At 66.2% G+C, this 21,439-nt stretch carries 20 protein-coding genes; 14 read left to right on the forward strand and 6 right to left on the reverse strand.

What is annotated here, in order from left to right; translation table 11 throughout:
* The first annotated feature begins 114 nt into the window (after positions 1 to 114).
* Complete coding sequence (locus ATC04_RS19215) at positions 115 to 1,644, forward strand: PucR family transcriptional regulator (protein ID WP_052772468.1); 1,530 nt, start codon at positions 115 to 117, stop codon at positions 1,642 to 1,644.
* A 126-nt stretch (positions 1,645 to 1,770) separates the two neighbouring features.
* Positions 1,771 to 3,627 carry an HNH endonuclease signature motif containing protein gene (locus ATC04_RS04650; RefSeq protein WP_047119921.1) on the forward strand — a complete coding sequence of 619 codons (1,857 nt, stop codon included), beginning with the start codon at positions 1,771 to 1,773 and terminating at the stop codon, positions 3,625 to 3,627.
* 746 nt (positions 3,628 to 4,373) lie between these two features.
* Here ATC04_RS04650 and ATC04_RS04655 read toward each other — a convergent pair.
* Positions 4,374 to 5,012: a TetR/AcrR family transcriptional regulator gene (locus ATC04_RS04655; protein ID WP_052772467.1), complete on the reverse strand. Its 639-nt coding sequence runs from the start codon at positions 5,010 to 5,012 to the stop codon at positions 4,374 to 4,376.
* A gap of 234 nt (positions 5,013 to 5,246) precedes the next feature.
* Between ATC04_RS04655 and ATC04_RS04660 the strand changes: the two genes are divergently transcribed.
* Positions 5,247 to 5,987, forward strand: a complete 741-nt coding sequence (locus tag ATC04_RS04660; protein ID WP_047119920.1) for a glucose 1-dehydrogenase — start codon at positions 5,247 to 5,249, stop codon at positions 5,985 to 5,987.
* A 19-nt stretch (positions 5,988 to 6,006) separates the two neighbouring features.
* Here the strand turns inward: ATC04_RS04660 and ATC04_RS04665 are convergent, their stop codons facing one another.
* Together ATC04_RS04665 and ATC04_RS04670 are read right to left on the reverse strand one after the other, a co-directional pair.
* Entirely contained in the window at positions 6,007 to 7,935 is a 1,929-nt protein-coding gene (locus ATC04_RS04665; RefSeq protein ID WP_047119919.1) for an acyl-CoA dehydrogenase family protein, read from the reverse strand.
* A gap of 91 nt (positions 7,936 to 8,026) precedes the next feature.
* Entirely contained in the window at positions 8,027 to 9,079 is a 1,053-nt protein-coding gene (locus tag ATC04_RS04670; protein WP_047119918.1) for an XRE family transcriptional regulator, read from the reverse strand.
* 224 nt (positions 9,080 to 9,303) lie between these two features.
* Here ATC04_RS04670 and ATC04_RS04675 point away from each other — a divergent pair, with 224 nt between their 5' ends.
* Positions 9,304 to 10,263 (forward strand): IS481 family transposase, encoded by a 960-nt coding sequence (locus ATC04_RS04675; protein ID WP_047119917.1) that lies wholly within the window; start codon positions 9,304 to 9,306, stop codon positions 10,261 to 10,263.
* 5 nt (positions 10,264 to 10,268) lie between these two features.
* Here ATC04_RS04675 and ATC04_RS04680 read toward each other — a convergent pair whose 3' ends face one another.
* Positions 10,269 to 11,648, reverse strand: a complete 1,380-nt coding sequence (locus tag ATC04_RS04680; protein ID WP_047119916.1) for an aspartate aminotransferase family protein — start codon at positions 11,646 to 11,648, stop codon at positions 10,269 to 10,271.
* Entirely contained in the window at positions 11,645 to 12,112 is a 468-nt protein-coding gene (locus ATC04_RS04685) for an Lrp/AsnC family transcriptional regulator (RefSeq protein WP_047120880.1), read from the reverse strand. Before ATC04_RS04685 ends, ATC04_RS04680 begins: the two co-directional genes overlap by 4 nt.
* A gap of 220 nt (positions 12,113 to 12,332) precedes the next feature.
* On the opposite strand from ATC04_RS04685, the gene ATC04_RS04690 reads away from it, so the two are divergent.
* From ATC04_RS04690 to rpsN, 9 genes are all read left to right on the forward strand, one after another.
* On the forward strand, positions 12,333 to 13,562 hold the full coding sequence (locus ATC04_RS04690; RefSeq protein ID WP_047119915.1) for a spermidine/putrescine ABC transporter substrate-binding protein: 1,230 nt from the start codon (positions 12,333 to 12,335) through the stop codon (positions 13,560 to 13,562).
* Positions 13,563 to 13,578: 16 nt separating this feature from the next.
* The gene (locus ATC04_RS04695) at positions 13,579 to 14,802 is read left to right on the forward strand and encodes a spermidine/putrescine ABC transporter substrate-binding protein (protein WP_047119914.1); all 1,224 of its coding nucleotides are present in this window, start codon (positions 13,579 to 13,581) and stop codon (positions 14,800 to 14,802) included.
* On the forward strand, positions 14,799 to 15,938 hold the full coding sequence (locus ATC04_RS04700; RefSeq protein ID WP_047119913.1) for an ABC transporter ATP-binding protein: 1,140 nt from the start codon (positions 14,799 to 14,801) through the stop codon (positions 15,936 to 15,938). The genes ATC04_RS04695 and ATC04_RS04700 overlap by 4 nt, the downstream gene beginning before the upstream one ends.
* Positions 15,935 to 16,861, forward strand: a complete 927-nt coding sequence (locus tag ATC04_RS04705; protein ID WP_047119912.1) for an ABC transporter permease — start codon at positions 15,935 to 15,937, stop codon at positions 16,859 to 16,861. The genes ATC04_RS04700 and ATC04_RS04705 overlap by 4 nt, the downstream gene beginning before the upstream one ends.
* Entirely contained in the window at positions 16,862 to 17,653 is a 792-nt protein-coding gene (locus tag ATC04_RS04710) for an ABC transporter permease (RefSeq protein WP_047119911.1), read from the forward strand.
* Positions 17,654 to 17,940: 287 nt separating this feature from the next.
* Positions 17,941 to 18,441: a MarR family transcriptional regulator gene (locus ATC04_RS04715; protein ID WP_047120879.1), complete on the forward strand. Its 501-nt coding sequence runs from the start codon at positions 17,941 to 17,943 to the stop codon at positions 18,439 to 18,441.
* A gap of 330 nt (positions 18,442 to 18,771) precedes the next feature.
* Positions 18,772 to 19,008: a 50S ribosomal protein L28 gene (gene rpmB, locus ATC04_RS04720; RefSeq protein WP_047119910.1), complete on the forward strand. Its 237-nt coding sequence runs from the start codon at positions 18,772 to 18,774 to the stop codon at positions 19,006 to 19,008.
* A gap of 2 nt (positions 19,009 to 19,010) precedes the next feature.
* Complete coding sequence (gene rpmG / locus ATC04_RS04725; protein ID WP_022874359.1) at positions 19,011 to 19,181, forward strand: 50S ribosomal protein L33; 171 nt, start codon at positions 19,011 to 19,013, stop codon at positions 19,179 to 19,181.
* Between the two features lie 3 nt (positions 19,182 to 19,184).
* Entirely contained in the window at positions 19,185 to 19,490 is a 306-nt protein-coding gene (rpsN, locus tag ATC04_RS04730) for a 30S ribosomal protein S14 (RefSeq protein WP_047119909.1), read from the forward strand.
* Positions 19,491 to 19,550: 60 nt separating this feature from the next.
* Here rpsN and ATC04_RS04735 read toward each other — a convergent pair whose 3' ends face one another.
* On the reverse strand, positions 19,551 to 20,162 hold the full coding sequence (locus tag ATC04_RS04735; RefSeq protein WP_047119908.1) for a DnaJ family domain-containing protein: 612 nt from the start codon (positions 20,160 to 20,162) through the stop codon (positions 19,551 to 19,553).
* A gap of 134 nt (positions 20,163 to 20,296) precedes the next feature.
* On the opposite strand from ATC04_RS04735, the gene ATC04_RS04740 reads away from it, so the two are divergent.
* Positions 20,297 to 21,289 carry an SDR family NAD(P)-dependent oxidoreductase gene (locus ATC04_RS04740; RefSeq protein WP_052772466.1) on the forward strand — a complete coding sequence of 331 codons (993 nt, stop codon included), beginning with the start codon at positions 20,297 to 20,299 and terminating at the stop codon, positions 21,287 to 21,289.
* Positions 21,290 to 21,439 lie beyond the last annotated feature (150 nt).

The following is a 21,439-nucleotide window of genomic DNA, read 5'->3' on the forward strand; positions in this document are numbered from 1 at the left end:
CTTGTTGTCCTCGAATGGATTCCTGAATTCATCATCGGGCACGAACATGGCCTGCGACACAGGCAGTATGTAATGATTTATCGTGACGCTGCGACGATGTGTAAAGGTGCGAGGATGCTGACTGTCAACGACGTGCTGGCCCTGCCGGTGGTGCAGGAGGCCGATCCGCAGCTGCTGTGCGCCGACGGGCTGGACGCGGAGCTGCGCTGGGTGCACGTCACCGAGTCGGAATCCAACGTTGACCTGCTCTTCGGCCGCGAGCTGGTGCTCACCACGCTGCGCAACGTGACCGACGTTCGCGGCTTTTTGGAACAACTGCGCGACGCCGGCGCGGCGGGCGTGATCATCGAGGCACCGGGCGAAGCGGAACTGCAGGTGGCAGGGCTCGGGTTCCCCGTCATCAGGCTGCGCCGCAAGGTCCGTTTCGTGGCCATCACCGAGGTCATCCACCAGAAGCTGGTCGCCCAGCAGCTGGCAGACCTGCAGTTCTCGCGCAGCGTGCACGAGATCTACACCGAACTCTCGCTCTCAGAGGCCGACGAGCAGGCCATCGTCGAGCGCACCGCCGAGCTGCTTGACGCTCCGGTGGTGCTCGAGGACGTGCGCCACCTGGTCCTCGCCCACGCGAACGCGGATCTCGACGACTGGATTTCCCGCTCCCGCTTCGTCGGCTACCTGGAGCACACCGGGCGCTCGGCGGGCGCCGAGAACTGGCTGCAAACCCCGGTGGGGGCGGCCCGCCGCCGCTGGGGCCGGCTCATCGTCCCGGCCGCGCTGGAGGACGATGCCAACGCCGCGCTGGTGCTGGAGCGCGCCGGCCAGGCGCTGACCATCGCCCGGCTTTCCGGGCGCGACGACCGCGAACTGCTCTACCAGGCGCGAACCTCGATGCTGCACGAGCTGCAGGCCGCGCACGGCTACGGCGACAAGGAGATCGCGGTGCGCGCCCAGTCCCTGGGCTTGGACGCCGCGCCCTACTACGTTCCGCTGGTGCTCTCGCTGGCTGCCGGGGAGCGCACCCCCACGGAGACCCAGCTGGCCGAGCGCGCCGCGCTGGAAGTCATCGAGCAGCTGGCCGACACCCTGCACCTGGGGGTGCTCGCCGGGTCGCTGAAACCCGGCTACCTGGCGGTCATCCTGCCGGTGCGCGCCCGCGAGCTGGTGGACTCCGCGTTGCAGGGCTTCACCCGCCGGCTGGCCGAGCAGCTGGCCGAGCCGGTGGCGATCGGCGTCGCCGCGGAGGGACCGCTGGCCGCCTGCCTGGCCCGGCTGGACGAGGCCGCCCACGTCGCGCACATCGTCCCGCACCTGCCCACCCGCGCCCAGCCCTACTACCGCTTCGCCGACCTGCGCCTGCGCGGGGTGCTCTCCGCGATGGGCGCCGATGCCAGGCTGCGCGCCTTCGCGCACACCGAGCTGGACGGCCTGCTTTCCCCGCTCGACGAGGACGGGCTGCAGCTGCTGGAGCTCTACCTGGCCCACGGCGGCAACAAGTCCGCCCTGGCCAAGGCCGGCTATTTCTCGCGCCCCACGCTCTACGCCCGGCTGGCCAAGCTGGAGGACAAGCTCGGGGTCTCGCTGGAATCCGCCGAGTCCCGCGCCAGCTTGCAGGTGGCGCTGCTCTGGTACCGCATGCACGGCTAAGCGTACGTGTCCAAGCCCGCACGCCTGTTACAGGGCGAGGCACGCCGGAAATCACCGTGCACCGGTTTATCCCCACCGTGCAGTACTGTCGCCCCGAGCCTGCCGCCGCCCGGGCACGCTGGATCCATGAGCACCAGCAGCGAAGCACTGATGAACCTGTCCCAGGCGGACAGGCTGCTCGGATCGGCGGTGAGCGCCCTGTCCGACCCCGACGTCCCCGCTGGGCACGCCGCCTATGCGGCGCTGCTCATCGAGCACCTCGCGCAGCAGCTCAGCCGCGCCCAGCTGCGCGCCGCGGAAGCCGTGCGCCGCACCGGCGCCCACAAGCTCGACACGGACTCGCTGCAGGCCATCGCCGACGGGGGCCTGGAGCCCACGCCCCAGGACGTCGAGGCCGCCGCCGGCCGCACCACCGTCGCACGCACCCACTTCAAGAAGGCGCTGGACCTGCTGGCCGGCTGGCTGAACGTGCCGGTCTCCACCGCCCGCGACCGCCTGGCCGCCGCCGACAGCCTGATCGCACAGGTCACCGACGCCGGCGAGCCGGCCGGCCCCGCGCTGCCGGTGCTGGCCGCAGCTTTCGACGATCCGGACACCGACCCACGCCTGGTCATCTCCGCTGCCCGCAAGATCAGGGCCGCGGACAAGGACCTGGGGACCGGGCCCGAGGCGGAGCAGACCCGGGCCGAACTCCAGGAGCTCTCGCTGGAACTCATCCGCAGCCAGCCGGCCACCGCGCGCAAGCACATCTCCGCGCTGGTCGCCCAGGCGGTGGGGGAGCGGCGCCCGCCCGAGGCCCTGCTCTCGCAGATCGGTGTCTACCCGCTGGGCATCCGCAACGGGCTGGAGCGCTTCCTGGTCAAGCTGCTGCCCTCGCAGGGCGAAACCATGCACGCCATCTTCCGCGCCGTCGACAACCCTAAAACCATGGCCGGCAACCGCGACGCGCTCGCCGAGCAGGCCGCCGCGCTCACCGACGACGACTCCGCCCCCGGCTGGGACGACGAGTCCACCATGCCGGACTGGGCCAAGGCCGGCTCCGCAGCCGACGACTCCGCTGACGACGACCCCACCGGCGACCACTCCGCCGGCGACCACTTCACCGACGGCACCGGAGACGAAACGCCCGACGACGACTGCCCCAGCGGCTTCGATGCGGATATCTGCCCCGAGGATGACGACAACGAGTGCGGAAACCGCCGGGAAGCAGACCGCGAACCCGGCACGGACGCCGAGGCACCTTCCGGAACCCCGCCCGGCGCAGTTGGCGGCACGGCGCGAACGGCTGCGAATGACGCGGCGGTTCCCGGTCCCTTCGAGGATCTGCGCCCTGAATTGCGGCATCTGCTGGGTCTGATGGCGGTGCTGCAGGCCAACGGACCGGGCGCCCTGGCGGCCGACGGCCACGCGGTGATCACCCCGCAGATCGGTGTGCTGCTGGACTACGACAAGATGCTCGAAACCGGCCGGGACTTCGCGGTCAGCACCTCAGGCATCCCGATTCCGGCGGGCCAGGCACGCGCCATGGTGTGCAACGCCGGGCTGTACCCGGTGGTGCTCAACGGCAAGAGCCGCATCCTGGATCTCGGGCGCACCCAAAGGCTGTTTTCCAAATCCCAGGCCCGGGCGATCCGCGCCGCCTACCGCGGCTGCGCCTATCCGGGGTGCAGCATGCCGGCGCACCGCTGCGAGCTGGACCATCTGGACAAGTGGGAGCTCGGCGGCCGCACCGACATCGAGACCAGCGACCTGTATTGCGAAATCCACCATATCGCCCGGCATTGCGGGCTGTTCCACGCGGTGAAGGTCAAGGGCTCGCGTCCCATGGTGCTGCTGCCCAGGGAGCTGGACCCAGAGCAGCGCCTGCAGTTCAACACCTACTTCTTCTCGCCCTCTGAAGCCCTGCGGTTGGCCGAGTGGGCGCGGCAGGCCACGGTGCTGTGGCGGGCGGGCAGACTGGACGCCAGCATCGCTGACCCGTAGGTCCTGAAAGGATCGCTGACGTTGGCCCCGCAACGGAACCGGGGTTGCACGGCCGGACTCGGAAAATCCCGGATCAACTTTTCAGAAGGGACCCGGCGCTCGTGGTCATGCCGGTGCCCTCGAACCCGTCCAGCCATTCGGGGGAATGCCCGTGCACGTCGTCCGGGCGTAAATTGGTCCGACGTCGCGGCAGTGAATCGGTGCACGAACACATCGCGCCCAGCTACCGCCCCGGCCGAGCAAAGTCGAAGGCGCAAAGCTTGACCGGCTTCGAAGGGCACAACAGCCCGCATGGCAGTGGGTGTGGATACCATCGACGGTGCGACCCCAAACGCCGTCTGGAAGCCCGAAGCGGTAGAAGCTGCCGATTCGGTGAGTGCGGTGCTAGTCGGCCGCAAGACGCTCTCAGTCAGTGCAAACCTTGCTACGGAGCGGGCATCCCGAATAGATCGCTCGATTGCCGGACACGGGCATATGCTCCTGAAGACGGGACGATGGCAGTGATCCGAGGCGCCCCCGGGAGAACGTGACAACTCTGGCGAGAACCGAATCATCCAGCGAAGCAATGACGATCAAGGAAAGTCGCGCGAGCGGAGAACCGCTAACCTGCCTATTCCCGCCGGTAGCTCGCACAAACGGACACCGACCCACTATCTTGTTTTTCTGAAAAGTTTACTATTCCGATCAGATGGCGGCTGGTTAGAACTACGGGGTGACCGCGTCCCAGGCTGTGGCCAAGGCATTCGTTAGTGGTTCGCCGAGCCCGGCCGAAGATGTTCCACGGCCATGGCGGTCCAGCTTTGCGCGGTGAGAACCGCCAGCCGTTCCTCATTGACCGGCGTGCCGAACGCCCGTCGCCGGAAAGCAATGAACAGCGGTGCCATGAAAACCATGGCCATGGCGTCGGCGGTCGATTCATCGGGGCACACCTCGGCATCGACCAGGGCCCGGGCCAGCGGCTTCGAGCCGGGAAGAGTCTCCGGCAGCAGCTGTTTGGCCAGCATCCGGTCCTGGTCTGCGGCGTCGAAGACCGGGCGCATCAGTACCGCTGCTTCGGACCAGCGGGACAATCCCCGGAGCAGCCACTGCTGGATTTCTTCAACCCGGGGATCGCGCAGCAGCGAAACAAGTTTCCGGTAGTCAGGTTCGAAATCTTGTTCCGCTCGGTGTCTCAGCTCGAAAAGCAGATCGCTCTTGCGGCGGAAGTGCAGGTAGAAAGTCGCCCGGCTTGTTCCGGCGCAGGAAGCCACCTCGTCGATCCGGCTGTTCTCATAGCCCCTGGCAGCGAAAACCACCACTGCCGCGTCGATGATCAGCTCACGGGTCGCTGCCTTCTGGCGTGCGCGCAGGGACGGAGTCGCAACGGCATTTCGGTACGGTGACATGACCCCATGCTAGACAAATTCCGGTTTTCGTCTAGTCACTCGACGCCGCGCCGGGTGGATTGACCGTGTCTCAGGTGGATGGTTTGGTGGAACACACCCCGTGCCCGGACGTGCGGAACCGGGAGACGGCGGGCGTCCTTCCCGCTGCAGGGTTTTCCGGTGCCGCCAAGGACCGGACGGGCGCCGGGCCTTCCCTCCGGAACGACGGCAACTCCACACGGAAAGAAGCAACGCATGAGACTTGCAGGAAAACGCGCACTGATTACCGGAGCGGCTTCGGGGATGGGTGCCGCGCACGCACGCGCCTTCATCGCGGAAGGCGCCACCGTGCTGCTCGCTGACATCAACGACGAAGCAGGACGTGCGCTGGCGGCCGAGCTCGGAGACCGCGCCAGCTACGCGCACCTGAACGTGGCGGACGCCGGGGACTGGGAGGCCGCGGTGGCGCAAGCCGTGGCGGAATTCGGCGGGCTGGACGTGCTGGTGAACAACGCCGGTATCCACGACGACGCGCCGCTGGAAGACACCACGCTGGAAAGCTGGAACCGGGTCATGGACATCAACCTGACCGGCGCCTTCCTGGGCATGCGCGCGGCGGTGCGCGAGCTGAAGAAGTCAGGAGCTTCCTCGATCGTGAACGTGTCATCCACCGCCGGACTGGAAGGCTACCCGAACCGGCACGCCTACTGCGCGTCGAAGTGGGGCCTGCGCGGGCTGACTAAGTCCGCGGCGCTGGAACTGGCCGACTTCGGTATCCGGGTCAACTCGGTGCACCCCGGCGCGGTCGCGACGGCGCTGACCCAGGCGCTGCGCCCGCTCACCGAGGAGGACCTGGCCGGCAACTCGCTTGAGCGCTTCGCCCGGCCGGAAGAGGTCAGCGGCCTGATCCTCTTTTTGGCCAGCGACGAATCGAGCTTCTGCACCGGCGGAGAGTACGCGGTCGACGGAGGCATCTCCGCCGGGACCAGGTACTAGCCGGCCAGGGGCGTGGCAGCTAGTCCGCCGTTCCGTAGAGACGGCGGACGTCCGCGCGCCCGGACTCGGACCACGGCGCAATCCATGGGCCGGTGCCCTCGGACACGTCGCGCACACCCTCCTCAAGCCAGAGGTAGGCCCCGTCGAGCAGGTCCTCGGCGACCTTGTCGTCGTGCGAGGTGCCGTCCCACAGGTGCTCGAAATGGTCCTCGCAGCGCCGGGTGGCCTGTTCGCAGAACGCCTGCGCCAGGGTCTCGGCGGAGAAGCGCTCGGGGGCGGTGGAATCCAGCAGAGCTGAGGTCTTGGCGATTACCGCTGCCATGGCGAACAGCTCGGCTCCGATGTCCACGATGTGCCCCAGGAACACCTGCTGCTTCTCCAGCCCTGCCTGCCAGCGCGCCATGCCGGCGAAGGTCTGCCGGGCCAGCTTGCGGCTGGTGCGCTCGATGTAGCGCAGATGCTTGGCCAGCGGGCCGTGCTCCGAGTAGGTGCCGGGCAGGCTGCCGGCGCCGGCGACGAGCTTGGGCAGCCAGCGGGCGTAGAATCCGGAGGCCTCGCGCGCCGCGGCGGCCTTTTCCGCCAGCGTGGAGTCGGCCACCGCCAGCGCGCCGGCGGCCTGCAGGTGCGCGTCGACGGCTTCGCGGGCGATGAGCAGGTGCATGATCTCGGTGGAGCCCTCGAAGATGCGGTTGATGCGCAGATCGCGCAGCAGCTGCTCGACCGGGACCGCGCGCTCGCCGCGGGCGGCCTGGGAGGCGGCGGTCTCGTAGCCGCGCCCGCCGCGGATCTGCACGAGCTCGTCGGCGATCCGGCAGGAGACCTCGGAGGAGTACAGCTTGGCCAGCGCCGCCTCGATGCGCACGTCCTTCATGCCCGCGTCCGCCAGCAGCGCGCTGACCTCGAACACCGCCTCCAGCGCGTAGGTGCTGGCGGCGATGTAGGCGAGTTTGGAGGAGACGGCCTGGTGCTCGCCGATCGGGTGGCCCCACTGCACGCGGGCGGCGGACCATTCGCGCGCGATCTTCGTCGCCCACTTGCCGGCGCCGGCGCACATCGCGGGGATGGACAGGCGCCCGGTGTTCAGGGTGCTCAGCGCGATTTTCAGGCCAGTGCCCTCGCGCGAGAGCCGGTTGGCGGCCGGCACGCGCACCTGCGCGAAGCGGGTCACGCCGTTCTCGATCCCGCGCAGGCCCATGAACGCGTTGCGGTTCTCCACGGTGATGCCCGGCGCGTCGGCCTCCACGATGAACGCGGTGATCCCGCCCTTGCCGGCCGGGACCTCGCCGCAGGCCTCGTGGGGTTCGACGGCGGCCATCACCACCAGCAGCTCGGCGACCACCCCGTTGGTGGTCCACAGCTTCGCGCCCTCCAGGGTGTAGTAGGCGCCGTCCTCGCTCAGCGTCGCACGCGTGCCCAGCCGCGCGGGGTCCGAGCCCACGTCGTTCTCGGTGAGCAGGAAGGCGCTGATCGCCCCGGCGGCGCAGCGCGGCAGGTACTCGCGCTTCTGCGCCTCGGTGCCGAAGGACTTGACTGGCTCGGGCACGCCGATGGACTGGTGGGCGGAGAGCAGGGCGCCGACCGCGGGGCTGACCGAGCCCACCCGCATCAGTGCGCGGCCGTAGTCCAGCAGGCTCAGCCCCAGCCCGCCGTACTCGGTGGGGATCTTCATGCCGAACGCGCCCACCTCGCGCAGCTGAGCGATGTATTCGTCGGGCACCCGGGAATCCGCCTCGATGCGCCCGGGGTCGAACCCGTCCAGCACCGTCTCCAGCTCGGCGATGAAGGCCGCGCCGCGGGCGGCGGCTTCCGGATCGGGGGCGGGCAGCGGTTCGATGAGCGAGAAGTCGACCTCGCCCATGTAGATGCCCTTGGCGAAGCTCGGCCGCTGCCAGCCCTGTTCGCGGGATTCTTCGGCCAGTTCGCGGGCCTTGGCGGCGTTGATGTCCATGGCAGTACCCTTTCGAGACCGGGCGGCAGGCCACCGCCTGGAATGCCCAGCCTAGTCCGGGCAGGCATGCACCGCTAGGGTGGCGCCCGCGCTAGGACAGCGCGCGCAGGTGACCGGGCATGCCCCGCGGCGCGGCGTCCCGCAGCCCCGGCAGCACCATGAAGGCGTGTCCGAAGGTCAGCTCGTGCAGGGTGCGGGCAGGCACCCCCAGGGTGTCGGCGATCCGCGCGGTATCCAGCCGGTCTTCGCCGCGCAGCGACGGGAACACCAGGGAGAACACCCGCGAGGCCAGCGGGGCGCGGCGCGGCGCCGGTTCCAGCGCCAGTTCCTGCACCAGCCAGCTGTAGCTGGCGTCGCCGAGCATGCCGCATTCGCGGGCGTGGGACAGGATGATCCGGGCCGGGACGCCGAACAGCTCCTGCAGGTCAAGCAGCTGCGGCAGTTGCAGGGTGTCGCCCATGCGCGCCTGCAGCGATAGCGCCGGCAGCAGCAGGCGCGCGGCGAACTGCTCCGCCTCGGCTTCGGCCGCCGCATGCCCGTCGGCTCCCAGCGCGCTGTGCAGCAGCAGGTGGCCCAGCTCGTGCGCCAGCTGGTGGCGCTGTTCGGCGCGGTCCCCGGCGGCCAGGAAGATGAACGCCTGCCCCTCTTCCCAGAAGCTGAAGCTGGTCCCGGATGCCAGGCTGAGCACCCGCACGCCGCGCGATTCGAGCACGTAGATCAGGTCGGGCACCGGCCCGCAGCCCAGGTTCCAGTCCAGGCGCAACTGCGCGGCGGCGGCCTCCGGGTCGAACCCGGTGTAGTCGGGCACCTCGGTGTCCGGCAGCGTGTAGTCGGCGGTGATCAGGTTGTAGAGTTCGACCCCGGTGCGGCCCAGCGCCGAGCAGGCGGTTTTCTGCGCCCGGCTGATGCGCCGCGGGGTGCGGAAGAAGATGCGTTCGACATCGATCCCGGCAGCCGGCGGGCGGTGGAAGTAGCCCGGGGCGCAGCCCAGCGCGCCGGCCAGCTGCCCGGCCAGGGCCTCGGGGGCGCCGCAGGTTTCGTAGCGGCGGACGGTGGATTCGCCGACCTGAACCAGGCGGGCGAGATCCAGGGTGCTATACCCCGCCGCGTGGCGGGCGAGCGTGATTCGGGTCGGTTCCAGCATGACGTTCCTGCTTCCATGGCTGCTTAATCCACACAGTAGTGTCACAGGCCACAAAGCACCAATCGGGCGCAGCCAGGTTACACCGGCCGCGCCCCAAGGGTGTGGAAACTAGATGTAATACCCACATAGGTTAAGAACACACGGCGCGGCAAAGTGACAAAGAGAAGACCCCTGAGTGAAGTGGTGTTTGCGACAACATTCACGACAACCCAGAGGTCTTCTCCATGTCCCATCCTAACGCCACCCTCACGCCCAAAGGCCGCACCCTGCTCGCCCACTGCATAGTCGAGCACGGCTGGTCCCTGCGCCGCGCCGCTGAACGCTTCCAAGTCTCCACCGGCACCGCCAACCGCTGGGCCACCCGCTACCGCGAGCACGGCGCAGCAGGCATGCACGACCGCTCCAGCCAGCCACACACCAGCCCGCACCGCACCTGCACCCGCACCGAACGACGGATCATCGCCCTGCGCGTGAACCGCCGCTGGGGACCGGCCCGCATCGGCTACCACCTGGGCATCCACCCTTCCACCGTGCACAAGGTCCTCTCCCGGTACGGGTGCTCCCGCCTGTTCTTCCAGGACCGGGCTACCGGCCGGTGCATCCGCCGCTACGAGCACAAGGCGCCCGGGGACATGATCCACGTGGACATCAAGAAACTCGGGCGGATCCCCGACGGCGGCGGCCACCAAGCACTGGGCCGGGCGGCCGGGAAGCGGAACAAAACCCGGACCGAGGCCAACCGGAGGCCCGGCTACGCCTACCTGCACAACGCGGTGGATGACCACTCGCGCCTGGCCTATACCGAGATCCTGAAAGATGAGAAGAAGGAAACCGCGGCCGGGTTCTGGGAACGGGCCAACGCCTACTTCGCCTCGCTGGGCATCACGGTGCGTCAGGTGCTCACCGATAACGGGGCGTGTTACCGGTCCCACGCGTTCAGGGACGCGCTGGGGGCAGCGGTGAAGCACCGGCGCACGCGCCCGTATCGGCCGCAGACCAACGGCAAGGTGGAGCGGTTCAACCGGACGATGCTGGAGGAATGGGCGTATGCCAGGCCGTACCGCACGGAGGCCGAGCGGGTTGCCGCGTTCCAGGGGTGGTTAGACTATTACAACTACCGTCGAGGACATACTGCACTGAAGGGTCTGGCGCCGGCTGATCGTGTTCTCAACCTCCGTAGGTAATACAACTAGATCTTGCTGGACGCCTCGGAGAGCACCGAGCGCAGGATCGACTCGATCTGGTCGAACTCGGGCTGGCCGATGGTGATCGGCGGCGCGAGCTGGATGACCGGGTCGCCGCGGTCGTCGGCCCGGCAGTACAGGCCTGCCTCCCACAGCGCCGGGGTGAGGTACTCGCGCAGCAGCCGCTCGGATTCCTCGTCGTTGAAGGTTTCCTTGGTGGACTTGTCCTTCACCAGCTCGATGCCGTAGAAGTAGCCGGCGCCGCGCACGTCGCCCACGATGTCGATGTCCTTGAGCTTCTCCAGTGTGGACTTGAAGGCGTCGGCGTTGCGGTGCACGTTGCCGTTCAGGTCCTCGCGTTCGAAGATGTCGAGGTTCGCCATCGCCACCGCCGCGGCCACCGGGTGACCGCCGAAGGTGTAGCCGTGGTAGAAGGTGGTATCGCCCTTGGTGAACGGCTCGAACAGCTTCTCGGAGGCGATCATCACGCCCAGCGGGACGTAACCGCTGGTCAGCGCCTTGGCGGAGGTGATGATGTCAGGGGTGTAGCCGAAGTCGTTGCAGGCGAACATGTCGCCGATGCGGCCGAAGGCGCAGATGGTCTCATCGGAGACCAGCAGCACGTCGTACTCGTCGCAGATTTCGCGTACCCGGTCGAAGTAGCCCGGGGGAGGCGGGAAGCAGCCGCCGGAGTTCTGCACCGGCTCTAGGAAGACCGCGGCGACCGAGTCGGCGCCCTCGAATTCGATGGCCTCGCGGATGCGCTCGGCGGCCCACAGCCCGAAGTCCTTCTCGTTCTCGGAGAACATCTCCGGCGCGCGGTAGAAGTTGGTGTTCGGCACGCGGAAGGTGCCGGGAACCAGCGGCTCGAACGGGGTCTTCATCCCCGGCAGCGAGGTGATCGCCAGCGCGCCTTGCGGGGTGCCGTGGTAGGCCAGCGCGCGGGAGATGACCTTGGTCTTGCCCGGCTGGCCCTTGAGCTTGAAGTACTGCTTGGCTAGCTTGAACGCGGATTCCACCGCCTCGCCGCCGCCGGTGGTGAAGAAGACGCGGTTCAAATCGCCCGGGGCGTAGCCTGCCAACCGCTCGGCCAGGTCGATGGCCGGCTCGTGGGCGTAGGACCACAGCGGCATGAACGCCAGCTTCTCCGCCTGCTTGGCCATGACCTCGGCCAGCTCGGCGCGGCCGTGGCCCGCGTTGACGACGAACAGCCCGGCCAGGCCGTCGATGTAGCCGCGGCCGGCGTCGTCGTAGATCATGTGTCCCTCGCCGCGCGAAATGATCGGCACCTTGCCCCCGTTGTGCAGGCCGGAGTGCCGGGCCATGTGCATCCAGAGGTGGTCGCGGGCGGCTTGCTGGCGGTCGGTGCCAAGTGGAGTATTCATCGTGTTCCCCAGTTGTATTCCTGTTTTTTGAGTGAAAGGTAGGTGAAGGTGTTGGTGCTGAGCACACCCTCGATGCCGCGGATGGTGCTGATAACCCGCAGAAGGTCTTCGTCGCTGGAGCAGATCACCTCGGCCAGGATGTCCGCATTGCCGGCGGTGACCACGCAGTAGTCGACCTCGGGCAGTTCGGCGATCCTGTCGGCGGTGGAGCTGATGTCCGATGCGGCGACGATGCTGATCATCGCCTGCCGGGTGAAACCCAGCTCCAGCGGGTTGGTGACGGCCACGATCTGCATGATCTGGCTGTCGGCGAGCTTCTGCACACGCTGGCGGACGGCCGCCTCGCTCAGGCCCACCGCCTTGCCGATGGCGGCGTAGGAGCGGCGTCCGTCTTGCTGCAGCTGCTCGATGATCTCCTTGGAAATCTCGTCGATGCCGGCGCTCGCCGGTGGCGGCAGTGTCATGATCATCCTCGTCTCAACAGCGTTAGCCACGACACTACCGCCACCGAATCAGTTGCGAAAGGGGTTTATCAATAAAGTTTTCGACGCTATGGGGAGGATTTTAATGTGGAATCTTTTGCCGGAGTCTTGTCAGCGCCACCTCGACCTGACAGGATGTTCCTCAACACGAATCGTGTGATCGATCGCACATGCAGCGATGAGAAATGGGGGAGATGGTCCGATGTCGCACTCGCACAAGACGCCGCAGGATCCACAAATTCGAGCACTGGTCAACGCCATGAGCCAGCGCAGCCTCAGCCGCCGTTCGGTGCTCGGCGCCGCCGGCGCACTGGGCCTGGGCGGGCTGCTTGCCGCCTGCGGCACCGGTGGCGGCGGAGGTGCCACGGCGGGCCCTGCTCCGGCCGTGACCGACGTATCCGCATCGGATCCGACGCTGAACTGGGCCAACTGGACGCTCTATCTGGACTACGACGACAAATCCAAGACCTATCCGACGCTCGAAGCCTTCAGCAAGCAGAGCGGCATTACGGTGAACTACTCCGAGGACGTCGACGGCAACGACACCTACTACGGCAAGGTGCAGGCCCAGCTGAAGGCGGGGCAGGACATCGGCCAGGACATCTTCACGTTGACCGACTGGATGGCCGGGCGCGTGATCCGCCAGGGCTACACTCAGGCGCTGGATCTGGCGAACATCCCCAACAGCTCCAACCTGTTGCCGAGCCTGCAGGACGTGGACTTCGACCCGGGCCGCGAGCACTCGCTGACCTGGCAGTCCGGCTACGCGGGTATCGCCTGGAACAAGGCGAAATACCCGAAGGGCCTGAAGAGCGTCTCGGATCTGTGGGATCCGGCGCTGAAGGGGCGGATCACAGTGCTCGACGAAATGCGCGACACCATGGGCCTGCTGATGCTGCAAGACGGCGTGGACATCTCCGGCCAGTGGGGCCAGGACGAGTTCCAGAAGGCTTTGGAGGTGCTGCGCGCGAACATCGACAGCGGCCAGATCCGCCAGGTCAAGGGCAACTCCTACAAGGAAGACTTCATCTCGGGAGACGCCATCGCCGGCATCGTCTGGTCAGGGGATCTGGTCCAGATGAACTTCGAGAACGACGACCAGTGGGAATTCGTGATTCCCGAGGCCGGCGGCACGCTGTGGAGCGACAACCTGATGGTTCCCATCGGCTCCCCGCGCAAGGCGAACGCGGAGAAGCTGATGGACTACTACTTCCAGCCGGAGATCGCCGCCCAGGTGGCGGCCTATGTGAACTTCATCTGCCCGGTCACCGGGGCCAAGGAGGCGATGGAGAAGATCGATCCGTCGCTGATGAAGAACCCGCTCATCTTCCCGGCCGAGGAGGATCTGGCCAAGGCCCACGTCTTCCGGTCGCTGGAGGCGGACGAGGAATCGAGTTTCGCCGCAGATTTCCAAAGTGCCATCGGCGCATGATTCATAGGAGCATGGCATGACGCGCCAACGCGCTATCAATAACCAGCGCCGACGGCTGTTGCAGGGCATCGAGCAGGCGCAGGCTTCGCGCCGCTCGGTGTTGGCAGGAGCGGCGGGCCTGGCCCTGGCCGGGCTGCTGTCCGCCTGCGGGACCAAGGGCACCAGCTCGGGCAACGCCGCGGCGCTGGCCCCGGCCACCGACCTGTCGGACAGCGAAGCCGTGGTGAACTGGGCCAACTGGACCCTGTACCTTGACTACGACGAGAAGGCCAAGAACTACCCGACGCTGCAGCGCTTCATGAAGGAAAGCGGGCTGAAAGCAAAGTACGCGGAGGACATCGACTCGAACGACTCCTACTACGGCAAGGTGCAGGCCCAGCTGGCCGCCGGGCAGGACATCGGCCAGGACCTGATGGTCTTCAGCGACTGGATGACCGAACGCATCATCCGCCAGGGCTACGCCCAGGAGCTGGACCACAACAACATCCCGAACATCAAGAACCTGCTGCCGGCGCTGCAGGAGGTGCGCTTCGATCCGGGGCGCAAAAAGTCCCTGACCTGGCAGTCCGGCTACACCGGCCTGGTCTGGAACAAGGAGGCGTTCCCCAAGGGGCTGCGCAACGTCGAGGACCTGTGGGATCCGGAGCTCAAGGGACGCATCTTCATGCTCGACGAGATGCGCGACACGATGCCGATGCTGATGCTCGACGACGGCGTGGACATCGCCGGGTCCTGGGGACAGGTCGAGTTCGGCCGCAGCCTGGAAGTGCTTGACCGTAATATCCGAAACGGGCAGATCCGCCAGGTCAAGGGCAATGCCTACAAGCAGGATTTGATCAGCGGCGACGCGATCGCCGGCCTGGCCTATTCGGGGGATATCACGCAGCTGAACTTCGAGGAGGGCGGCAAGTGGGAGTTCGCGCTGCCCGAGCGCGGCGGCCTGCTGTGGAGCGACAACTTCCAGGTGCCCATGGGTTCGCCGCACAAGAAGAACGCGGAGAAGCTCATGGACTTCTACTACCAGCCCGACGTGGCCGCGGAGGTCGCCGCCTACGTGAACTACCTCTGCCCGGTTCTCGGCGCCCAAGAGGAGATGGAGAAGTTCGATCCCGAGCTCGTGGAGGATCCGCTGATCTTCCCGACCGAAGAATTCCTTTCCAACACCAGCTCCGAGCGCGAGCTGTCGGTGGAGGAAGAAACAGATTTCCAGAACCAATTCCAGGAAGTGATCGGGGTATGAACGCCAATCTTGCACCCACCCTGCCAGAAACCCGCACCTCGGGGGCGGACCTTGAGCTGCGCGGCATCACGAAGCGCTTCGCCGAGTTCGTCGCCGTCAAGGACCTGGACCTGCTGGTCCCCTCCGGCACGTTCTTCGCGTTGCTGGGCCCCTCGGGCTGCGGCAAGTCCACCACGCTGCGCATGATCGCCGGCCTGGAGGCACCCAGCGAGGGCAGCATCTCGATCGGCGGCGAGGACGTCACCTCGCTGCCCAGCCACAAGCGGCCGGTGAATACCGTCTTCCAGTCCTACGCGCTGTTCCCGCACATGAGCGTGCTGGAGAACGTCGCGTTCGGGCTGAAGCGCAAGAAGGACCCCGAAGCGATGGCCAAGGCGCAGGCCGGGCTGGAAATGGTGGAGCTGGCGCATCTTGCCAACCGCAAGCCGGCCCAGCTCTCCGGCGGCCAGCAGCAGCGAGTGGCCCTCGCCCGCGCGCTGGTCAACCGCCCGCAGGTGCTGCTGCTCGACGAGCCGCTGGGTGCGCTGGACATGAAGCTGCGCCGGCAGATGCAGCTGGAGCTGAAGACCATCCAGACCGAGGTGGGCCTGACCTTCATCCACGTGACCCACGACCAGGAGGAGGCCATGACCATGGCCGACACCGTCGCGGTCATGAACGAGGGGCGGATCGAGCAGATGGGCCCGCCGCGCGAGCTCTACGAGCTGCCGCGCACCGCGTTCGTCGCGAACTTCCTGGGCAAGTCGAACCTGATGCGCGGCGAGGTCACCGGCAAGCGCTCCGGGCTGCTGGAGGTCGACGTCGCCGGGCACAGCGTGCTGCTGCCCGAGGACCGCGCGGTGCAGACCAGCGGGCAGGTGGTCGTGGGCGTGCGCCCGGAGAAGATCACCATCGACCGCACCTCCTCCGGGGCGGCGCACAACGAGCTGTCGGGCACCGTGATCGACGTGTCCTTCACCGGCACCACCACCGAATACCTGGTGGACGTGCCGGGCATCGGGCGCATCGGCACCTTCTCGCAGAACCGCGGGCAGCAGCCGGCGGCCGTGGGGGACACCGTCTACCTGTACTGGGAGGCCGACTACTCGTTCGGCCTGGCCGGCGACGAGCGCATGGACGCGGGGGTGGAGCAATGACGCAGACCATCAGCAAGTCGGGCCTGAGCGACCTGCGCAGCAAGGATGAGATCCGCGCCGAGCGCCGCAAGGGGCGCACCGGCATCTACCTGGTGGCCCCGGGGCTGCTGGTGCTGGCGCTGTTCTTCGCGCTGCCGGTGGTGGTGCTGCTGGCGATGAGCCTGTACGTGAAGCCGCCGGGAGCTGAGATCGGCGAATTCGTGCCGGGCTTCGAGATCGGCAACTACATGACGGTGCTCTCGGCCTACTGGCCCGAGCTGCTGCGCTCCTTCTGGTTCGCGCTGATCGCCACCGTGCTGGCGCTGCTGATCGGCTTCCCGATGGCCTACCTGGTGGCGGTGCGGCTGCGCGAGAAGCCGTTGCTGCAGGGCATCCTGCTGGTGCTGCTGATCGCCCCGTTCTTCTCCAGCTTCATCCTGCGCACGCAGGCGTGGAAGCAGATCCTGGCCGACGAGGGCTTCATCGCCCAGGCGCTGAAGTTCGTGGCGATCCTGCCAGCCGACGGGCACCTGACCGCGACGCCCTTCGCCGTCGTCGCCGGACTGACCTACAACTTCCTGCCGTTCATGGTGCTGCCGATCTACGCGAACCTGGGCCGATTGGACACCCGATTGCTGGAGGCCGCGGGCGACCTGTACGCCAGCCCGATGAACTCCTTCTTCAGGATCACGCTGCCGATGAGCGCCCCGGGCATCTTCGCCGGCACGCTGCTGACCTTCATCCCGGCGGCCGGCGACTACGTGAACTCCGCACTGCTGGGCAACAACCGCAATACGACGATGATCGGCCAGGTGATCGATTCCAGGTTCTTCAAGGTCATCGACTACCCCGGGGCGGCGGCGCTGAGCTTCGTGCTCATGGTCTCCATCCTGATCCTGGTCACGATCTATATCCGGCGTTTCGGCACCAAGGAGCTGATGTAAATGAAATTGGGACGCTGGTTTGTTCCCGTCGTCGGAGGCCTGGCCTTCGTCTACCTGCTGGTGCCGATCGTCTACATCTTCGTGTTCTCGTTCAACGATGCGGGCCGCACCAACCTCGAATGGCGCGGTTTCACCTGGGATAATTGGGCGAACCCGTGCGGCGCCCCGGCGGTGTGCGAGTCGCTGGCCAACTCGCTGCAGGTCGGCATCGTCGCCACCCTGATCGCCACCGCGCTGGGCACCTGCATCGCGCTGGGCCTGGTGCGCTACAAGTTCCGCTTCCGCAAGCTGACCGACGTGCTGATCATCCTGCCGCTGGCCACCCCGGAAGTAGTGCTCGGCGCCTCGCTGCTGGCGCAGTTCCTGAACCTTGGATGGGAGCTGGGCTACTGGACCATCGTGATCGCGCATACCGTGTTCTGCATGTCCTTCGTGATCGTCACGGTCCGCGCCCGGGTGTCCTCGCTGGATCCGCGGCTTGAGGAAGCCGCCGCCGACCTCTACGCCTCGCCGCGGCTGGCGTTCTGGAAGGTGACCTTCCCGCTGCTGCTTCCGGGCATCGTGGCCGCCGCGCTGCTGAGCTTCGCGATGAGCTTCGACGACTTCATCATCACGAACTTCAACTCCGGCAACTTCCAGACCTTCCCGAAGTTCATCTACGTTTCGGCCACCCGCGGCATCCCCGCCCAGGCCAACGTGATCGGCTCGGCGATGTTCATCGTCGCCCTGCTGGTGGTGATCATCGGGCAGATCATCAGCTACCGCAAGAAGAAGCAACTGGAAAAGGTCTAAACACGCCTGCTACAGAGGGAACCTGGCACGCCCGGGTTCCCTCTGTGGCGTCCCGGCGAGAATCTGTCGTTGTTCTGCGCTGTCACCCGAGGAGAAATTCGCATACTATGGAGCCCTCAGCACCGTTCTTTCCAAGAGAGTGACAAAATGCTTCCCCCTTAGTGCGAGGTGCTTCGCATCCTTGGAATGTTGAAAGGGCTGCTGTGGGTCGCTTGCGGCCCGCAAATTAATACCGTCGCACCGCTGATGCTGCGGGAGCGATGCACGACCACAGAGGGGACAACTTCATGGGCGAGACACCGGTTTGGCTTTCGGAGCAGGAGCGCGAAGCATGGCTGGGGCTGAATGCGGTGTTGACGCTGCTGCCTGCCGCCCTCGATTCGGACCTGCAGGTTCTGGATGGCATTACCCTTTTCGACTACCACATGCTCGCGATGCTCTCGGAGTCCACGGGGCGAAAGATGAGCATGACCAAGCTGGCATCGCGCACCAGCGCTTCGCTCTCGCGCCTGTCGCACGTGGTGAAGAAACTGGAGGTCCGCGGTTGGGTGGCACGCGAGCAGTCCGAAGAAGACGCCCGTGTGAAAATCGCCTCATTAACCGACGCTGGTTGGCAGGCTGTGGTGCGCATGGCACCCCACCATGTGGCAACTGTCCGTGCGCTGCTCTTCGAATCCCTGAGTGACAAGGACATTAACGATCTTCGACGAATTACCCGCAAGTTGACCGCGGGGATGGACCCGGGGCATTGGATCCTGCAGGACCCTTCCAAGGATTTGGAACCCTGAGAAATTCTCGATAAGCTTATCTGGCGTTAATCGCGCATGCCGTAATGCCATCTTTTGGGATCTTGGCATGCACGAATAGCCCGTAATACCGAATGTCGCAACCCACTGAGTACGGGGAAAATGCTCGATCGGCTGCGAAGTTCACCGTCTTACATACTTTAAGGCTCTTCGGTTGGTTCTCACCCAGCCTGGTTTCTTCCTAGTGTGCAGTAATAACGGTGTTTCACTGGTTGGCGGGACTCATAACGCAGATGTGCTGTCGATATTCACTTATGGGCAGCACGCGCGAGTACCGTCGAATTTTTACTACTAACTAACTGAGGAGTGATCATGGCAGCTGTTTGCCAGGTAACCGGTACTACTCCGGCCTTCGGACATAGCATCTCCCACTCGCACCGTCGCAACAAGCGTCGTTTCGATCCGAACATCCAGAAGAAGACCTACTACGTGCCTTCGCTGCGCCGTAAGGTGACCCTGACCCTGTCGGTCAAGGGCATCAAGGTCATCGATGCCCGCGGTATCGACGCTGTTGTTGCAGACCTGATTGCGAAGGGTGTGAAGCTCTAAAAATGGCAAAGAAGGATAAGGACGTACGTCCGATCATCAAGCTGAAGTCCACCGCCGGCACCGGTTTCACTTACGTAACCCGTAAGAACCGTCGTAACGACCCAGACCGCATGGTTCTGAAGAAGTACGACCCGGTAGTCCGCAAGCACGTAGAATTCCGAGAGGAGCGCTAAGACATGGCCAAGAAGTCCAAGATCGCAAAGAACGAACAGCGCAAGGTCATCGTCGAGCGTTACGCTGAAAAGCGCCTCGAACTGAAGAAGACCCTGATCGATCCAAACGCCACCGACGAGGCTCGCGAAGCAGCCCGCGTTGGCCTGCAGAAGCTGCCACGCAACGCTTCCCCAGTGCGCGTTCGCAACCGCGACGCCATTGACGGCCGCCCACGCGGTACCTTCCAGAAGTTCGGTATCTCCCGTGTTCGCTTCCGCGACATGGCACACCGTGGTGAGCTCCCGGGCATCACCAAGTCTTCCTGGTAAGACCTGCAAGTCTTCTGACTTAGCGAAAGCCGCACTCCTTCGGGAGGGCGGCTTTCGCCGTTAAGCCCGCTTCCTGCGTTGCCACCAGCGGCGCGTGGCCTGGTCGGGCTGTTCCTCATGGGCCGGGGCGGCGGCGCGACGTCGCTGCTGCCAGGCAAGGACCTCGGCGGTGGCATCGCGCAGGGCGGTGATCACCGGAGGGCCGCCCAGCAGCTGGCGCCGGGCCTCGATAACACGCTGGTTGAAGTCCTCGATATGTTCGCGCACCGCCGCCTCGGTAGGCAGCTGGTCCAGCGTCTGGTCCATATGCTCGTCCTCCACTCGTAGCGTCAGCGCCGGCGGGCCGAGACCGGAGATCTTCTCGCGGTGCATCATCGACTTCAGCCACCAGTCCGGATCGGTGGTGTTGGTGATGTGGTCGATATTCTTTCCCGCCAAGGCGAGGTTGTCGAAGTCGCCGCGAGCAAAGGCCTCGTCCAGCACGGAGTTCGCGACCTCCCAGGCCTCGTCCTCGGCGTAGAACTGCAGGGGAGTGCTCGGAGCCTTGTCCACCGGGGCCATGCCGGTGGCCTCGGCGTATTCGTCCACCGGCAACTGTTCGCCAGCCGATTGGCTCAACTTGTAACGGGCGGCGTTCAGTGCCGCATTCTCGTCAGGTTTCGGGGCACCCATGGCTCTATTTTCCCACCGTGCCACCGCGTGTTCAAGGATGACCCCTGCGCCGTGCGGGCGGGCATGGCGTATTCGCAGCCGAACCGGCCCGAGCCTTCCGGAACCCGCAGCGGGCGCATAGTAGCGTGGAAGCCATGCAGCAAGCCACCGGTAGACATTCAGCACCCCAGTACACGCAACCGCTGGGCGACGTCCATGCAAACCGCGGCCGCTGGGCCGGCCTGGGCCGAGGCAGGACCGCGGTAGTCACCGGGGCCAACGCCGGGCTGGGCTTCTTCACCGCGCTGGCCCTGGCCGAGAGCGGGGCCACCGTGCTCATGGCCTGCCGCAACCAGGCGCGGGCCGAACACGCCGCCGCGCAGATCCGCCGACGCGTGCCGCAGACGCAACTCGAATTCATGCAGTTCGACGCGGACTCCATGGCCTCCGCGGTGGGTCTGGCCGCCGAACTGCGCGGCCGCACCATCGACGTGCTGGTCGCCAACGCCGGCATCATCCACACCCCGCGCACGCGGCAGCCCGGGCTGCTCGGCTACGAGCAGGTGATGACGACCAACGTGCTCGGCCATGCGCGGCTCGTGGGGGAGCTCGCCGCAACTTTCGCGTCCCACCCGCTGCGCTTCATCGCGCTGGGCTCGATGTCCACCCTGATGCTGCAGGCCGACCCGCAGAACCTGAAACTCGAGCAGGACTACCACCCCTACCGGGCCTATGCGCAGTCCAAGGCCGTGCTGCAGGGGTTCGGCTTGGCTCTGGACCGGCGCCTGCGCCAGCTGTCCTGGCCGGCACGCTCCATCACCGTGCACCCAGGTTATTCGGTGTCCGGGCTGACTCCGCAGATCGCCGGCGTCAACGAGCCCGGCTACGCCAAACGCCTGCAGGGGCAGCTGCAGGCCGGTTTCGCGCAGGGCAAACACGAAGGCGCGGTCGCCATCGTCGAGGCGGCGCTGAACCCGGACCTCGGCTCCGCACCGACCGGCGTGTACCTGGGGCCCAAATACATCTCGAAGGGCCCGATTACACTGGCCAGCCCCGCAAAGAGCACCCGCAGCAAGCAACTGCAGCAGCGCGCCTGGCAACTGTTCACGGCGGCTAACGACGGATTCGACCCGTTCGCACACGGCTGATTTCGTGAACTTTCACACCTCGAATGGCAGGAGAAACTCCATGCAATCCGCGGATTGATGCAGGAATTGACGGTTATTGCTGGTAAGTTCATCTCTGATAAGTCCGTGCGACCGCGCGGCGTTCGAGGTCTGAACCGGGCCTTGGACCAC

Origin of the sequence: Arthrobacter sp. YC-RL1, assembly GCF_001454985.1 — a bacterium.
GTDB classification, from domain to species: Bacteria; Actinomycetota; Actinomycetes; order Actinomycetales; family Micrococcaceae; genus Glutamicibacter; species Glutamicibacter soli.